Source organism: uncultured Gemmiger sp. (genome assembly GCF_934561205.1).
In the GTDB taxonomy this organism is placed as follows: domain Bacteria; phylum Bacillota; class Clostridia; order Oscillospirales; family Ruminococcaceae; genus Gemmiger.
Genome location: NZ_CAKTFU010000030.1, coordinates 1 through 5,323 on the forward strand (window position 1 = coordinate 1; position 5,323 = coordinate 5,323).

The 5,323-nt window shown below is 55.6% G+C and carries 2 protein-coding genes; both read right to left on the bottom strand.

Annotated features, from left to right (window positions below; genetic code table 11):
* Positions 1-142: 142 nt before the first annotated feature.
* Positions 143-3,088, bottom strand: a complete 2,946-nt coding sequence (locus Q0I19_RS11430; protein WP_294761759.1) for a response regulator — start codon at positions 3,086-3,088, stop codon at positions 143-145.
* 6 nt (positions 3,089-3,094) lie between these two features.
* Positions 3,095-4,963, bottom strand: coding sequence for an ABC transporter substrate-binding protein (locus tag Q0I19_RS11435; RefSeq protein ID WP_294761761.1), 1,869 nt, complete (start codon positions 4,961-4,963; stop codon positions 3,095-3,097).
* Between the last annotated feature and the right edge of the window lie 360 nt (positions 4,964-5,323).

A 5,323-nucleotide genomic window follows, 5' to 3' on the forward strand; every position in this document is an offset into this window, starting at 1 on the left:
GCTGTGGAAGGAAAATTGCTTGAACGCCACATCCGCAGACTGTAACCTATGTGTCTTCCCTAGGTGTTACCTATGTTACTCTTGACATATATGCGTCCCCTACAAACCTGCCGAAAGTTCGTATTTGTCCAAAAAATTTGCGTCACAAAATCTTGCGCATCTCCTGCACAAGGTCGCTGATCACGATCGGCTTGGACAGGAAGCCGTTCATACCGCTTTCCAAGGCGTTGCGGCGGTCCTCGTCAAAGGCGTTCGCCGTCATGGCCAGAATCGGGATGCCCGCCAAGGCAGGGTTCTGCAATTCGCGGATGCGGCGGGTGGCGGTGTAGCCGTCCATAACGGGCATCTGCACGTCCATCAGTACCAGATCGTACTGCCCCGGCGCGGCGTTGCTGACCTTTTCAACAGCAACGGCACCGTTTTCGGCGGTATCGACCTCAAAGCCGTAGGCGTTCAGAATCTCCACGGCGATCTCGCGGTTCAGCTCGTTATCCTCAGCCAGCAGGATGTGCTTGCCCGTAAAGTCGGTGGGGTTCTCGGGCAGTGCGTTCGGATCCTCCTGTGCCTGTTTCTGCCCGATGGCGGTCATCAGCGTGTCGCGCAAGTCGGACATAAACATCGGCTTGGAGCAGAACGCCGTGACACCTGCTGCCTTTGCCTCCACCTCAATGTCGGACCAGTCATAGGCGGTCAGGATAATAATCGGCGTATCATCGTTTAAGGCGCGAATCTGGCGAGTGACCTCAATGCCGTTCATATCCGGCAAGCGCCAGTCGATAATATAGGCTTTGAAGGTATCGCCCATCTCGATAGACTGCCGTGCGCGCAGCACAGCCTCCTTGCCGGAAAGCGTCCACTCGGCGCGCATACCCACCTTGACCAGCATCTTGGTCACGCCGTCGCAGGTGTTGAAATCATCGTCCACCACCAGCGCCTTCAGACCCTCCAGCTCGGCAATTTTCAGCGGCTTGCGGGCTTCCTCCTGCGCGCGCAGCGGCACACGGACGATAAATTCAGAGCCTTTTTCCGGCGCGGTCTGCACCTCAATGGTGCCGCCCATCATATCCACGATGTTTTTGGTGATCGCCATACCCAGCCCGGTACCCTGTATCTTGCTTACCGTGGAGGTGCGCTCGCGCTCAAAGGGTTCAAAAATCTTTTTGGCGAATTCTTCGCTCATACCAATGCCGCTGTCTTTGACGCGGAACTCATACTGCCCGCAGCCGCCGACCTTGCCGGCAAGCTGGCGCACCCGCACCGACACCGTGCCGCCCGCGGGGGTAAACTTGATGGCGTTGGACAACAGGTTCATCAAAACCTGATTCAGCCGTGTCTTGTCGCAATAGACATCCTCGTCGGTAACATCCATCGCGTCCATATACAATTCCAGCTGCTTGGCGTAGACCTGCCCGCTGACAATGGTTTTTATATCGTGCAGCACATCGGACAGGTTGACCTCGGTTTCATCGAGCTGAATTCTTCCGCTTTCGATGCGGCTCATATCCAAAATATCATTGATGAGCGAAAGCAGATGATTGCCGGAGGCAAGTATTTTTGCAAGGTAATCCTTGACGCGGTCCTTGTCATCCAGATGGCTGACCGCCAGCGTGGTAAAGCCGATGATGGCGTTCATGGGCGTGCGGATATCGTGGGACATACTGGACAGGAAGGTGCTCTTGGCGCGGTTGGCGTTTTCGGCGGCGGCCACGGCATCCGCCAGTGCCTGGTTCACCTGCCTGTCGGCGGTGCGGTCCGACAAAACCAGAATGTACTTGGTTTTTCCCTCGACCTCGCTGCCCATGACAACCACATGGAACCAGCGCCGCTCCCCTGTTTCCTGATGGACAAACTCTATATCCCATTCGCGCTGTTCGCCGCAGCCAAGCCCTGCCACAAAATCCTTGGTGCGGTTGGGGGAATCCTTCGGGTGCAGCAGCGCCAAGGTAGCGATATTTTTGCGCACGCTTTCCGACGTCAAGCCCAGCAGGCGCTCCATATTCGGGCTGACATAATCCACACTGTGTTTCTTGGCGTCCAGCATCAGGAAAACATCATCCACGTTCTGGGACAATCTTTGGAACAGCTCGTCGCGGTACAAAATCTCGGTGTTCTTGCGGCGCAGCTTGACGTGACCTCTGCTCATAATCAGCAGAATGATCATGAGCGCAAGACCGGATATAATGGCCGCTATAATTTGCACCGTGCTCAACCAAAGCTGATTCATACCGGCATTTACGACATCCACCGGGACAATGCCCACCAAGATCCAGTTCTGGATGCCGGTGCTTTCGTACACCAGATAGTATCTTGTGCCGTCCAGCGTTACCTCACGGTTTCCGCCGGCACCCTTTGCAAAATCATTGGCAAGGTCTTGCAGCTCCGCCCCGGTAAGGTCGGAGTAATCCTGCAAGATCGACACAAGGTTATAGATAGATTCCTCGCCCTCGGCGATATTTTCGATCACGACCTGCCCGTCCGGGTAGATGACATAGGTGCTGGCGGTCCCGCCGAACGCCGAATCGTCCACGGCTTTCATCACAACGTCGTTGTAGCGGCCGATGGCAATGGCATCGTAGGCAAAGCCGCGGTAAACGCCCTTGGTTTCAGGGCAGATAAACGCCAGCATCGGGGCTTTTTCCGGCAAAACCGCGTTCATCACAACGTCTTTCTGGTCGGCAAGCGCCTCGTCGAGGTTGCTCTGCAAGCCAAGGTAGCCCGTTTTGCCGTCGGGTGTCATGTAGTTTCCGTCGTAAGAAAGAAAGTAGAATTCGGCAATGCCAAGCTCCTGCTTGGCAGACTCTAAATACACCTGAATGCCGTCATCGTCGGGGTTACTGTACAAAAAGCCGTTCCACAAATGCAGATAGGAGATGTTTTTGTTGACGATCATGCTCAGCATACTGTTGGATTTGTGCAGAACTTCCTCTAAATGCGCGGTGCTTTCTTCATAGACAGTCCTGGACACAAACGAAAGATACTGTACGCCCAGGCAGACAAAACACGCTATCGTCAACAAAACGGCGGCAGCAGTCAGCCTTTTGCGAGGGAAATGGCGCTCTGTTTTCAGCTTCCGCTTATCATCTTCCATAGCGCTTTACCCCCCCCCAAGTGTAATATAGCTTTCCGGCTCGGCAAGCGTCACGCCGCCGTCAAGTGCCAGACTCCACACGTCTTTGACCGTTTCCTCCCCGCGCTCAAATGCGCAGGTTTCGCCTTGCAGCAGCGGCGCCATCTGCTTTTCTACGGCCAGGCAGGTCACGGTAACGGTGTCGTCGTCCCGCAGGGGCTGCCCGTTGCGGGTAACGCCGGTCAGCGTATAGCCGTCGTCGCTCTCTTTTACCTGCATGGCCACACCGCTGACCACCGGCAGAGAGCCGCGGTTGAACGGGGTAAAGCCGCCCTCGCACCCTTCCACAAAGGCGCGCAGGGTTTCCTTCAGCTCGGCGCCCGTCAGGGTGGCTTGGTACGACCGAAGCCCGTTGGGCATGATCATAGCGCGCGCCGTGGACTTGGTGTAGTCGGCTTGCAGCACGCTGCCGGTAAAGCTGTTGGCGGTGGCCACCAGCACATCGGTGCCGTAAATGCCGCGCAGCGTGTTTGCCATGACCGAGAAGGACGCATTGCCGCCGTCTTGGTGGAACACGTTGGAATAGGCGGTTTCGCTGGTCAGCACGGTTTCGCTTTTGTCGGGCTTTTCCTCTGCCAAAAGGCGGGCGATGAACACGCGGTAGGCTTGGTCGGCGTCATATTCGCCCGCGATCATCTTGGAAACCACATCCTGCGAGATGGCAAAGAAATCGTTGGAGGCGATGCGGATGTACAGATGGTTTTCTTCCACCACCGAGCGCACGTCCTTCATGGTTTCGGTCAGGTGGTAGCTGACGTTCTGGCTGTAGCTGAGCAGATCCTGCCCTTCCGCGAGGATCTGTTCCTGCGCGCCTTCCGACATCATAACGTGCAGCACCTGCATTGCCTTTTCGCGGCGGGCGGCGTCCTGCTCCAGATCACGGTTCAGCGCCACTTGGAAGTAGGGCGTGGTCATCAGCCACTTTTCCCCGTTCTGGCTGAAGAACGGCAAAAGGGTGGCGTCAATGCCCTGATCCTGAAACATCTTTACACCGGCGGAGGAGCCAAAGTACATGGCAAGCTGCCCGTTATCGAACAGTTCGATTACTTTATCGTAGTTCTGCTCCAGGTCCGCCGCGGTAAGCCCGGTGTCTTGGATGAACTGCTCCATCCGTTCAAAGCCGCCCGGCCACACGGTATCGTCCAGCCCCACGCGGGTGTTGCTTGCGGGGTCGCTGTAGGCGGTGCGCCATTTGCGCCCTGCCGTGGTCGTAAGCTCGGCGGCAGAAAGCCCCTGCAGCGTTTCCATGCAGGTGTAGTCGTACATATAGTCGGCGGTAAAGCCGCGGATGCCCACTTCCTCAAACGCTTTACAGGCAGCGACAAAGCTGGCGTAATCGGTGGGCAGCGCAATGCCGTATTGCTCAAACAGGTCGCGGTTGACCACAAAGCCGTGGACATCGGGGCAGACGGGCATCCAGTTTACGCTGCCGTCCTCATTTCTGAAGCTGTTGAGGTAGGTGTTGTAGATGGCACCTGCCTCGTTGGTGGTGGCAAGGTTCATCAGGCTGTCCTTTAAGGGGGCAGCGTCGTGCAGGGAGAAGCGGCAGCAGGTGATAATGTCCGGCAGACCGCCGTTTTGCTTCAAAAATTTGTAAAAGTCCAAGTCGTTGTTGCCGACGATAAACTCAATGTTTACATCCGGCAGCTGCGACTGCACATAAGGGGCGTAGTTTTCGTACAGGGCGTTGGTCCACAAATAGACCTGAATGGTTTCGGCGTCCTCCTGCGCCTGCAGCTGCTCGGTGGTTTTTGCGGCGCAGCCGCCCAGCAGGGACAGCCCCAGCACCATAGCGGCAAGCAGGGAAAAAACAGTGTGCAGTCGTTTGTTTTTCATCCAATCGTTCTCCTCACGACCCGAAGTCAGGCTGCCCTTCCCGGCAGGCTGCTTCGGCTTTTATACAATGCTATCACGACCTATAAAGATAGTACCGCAACTTTTGCGGGTTTGCTGTTGTATGCACCGCGTTACGCAAAACGGCGCAAGCTAAATTTGACATGGGAAATCCATTTATTTTATCACAATATCGACAGGATTTCAAGAAATTTTACATAGTTTTCAAAGAATATACAGAATTTATGCAGTTGATAAAGCATTGACGCGCGCGCATTTTTGCGGGGTTGTAGGGGCGAGCATTGTGTCAAGAGCAACATAGGTAACACCTAGGGAAGACACATAGGTTACAGTCTGCGGATG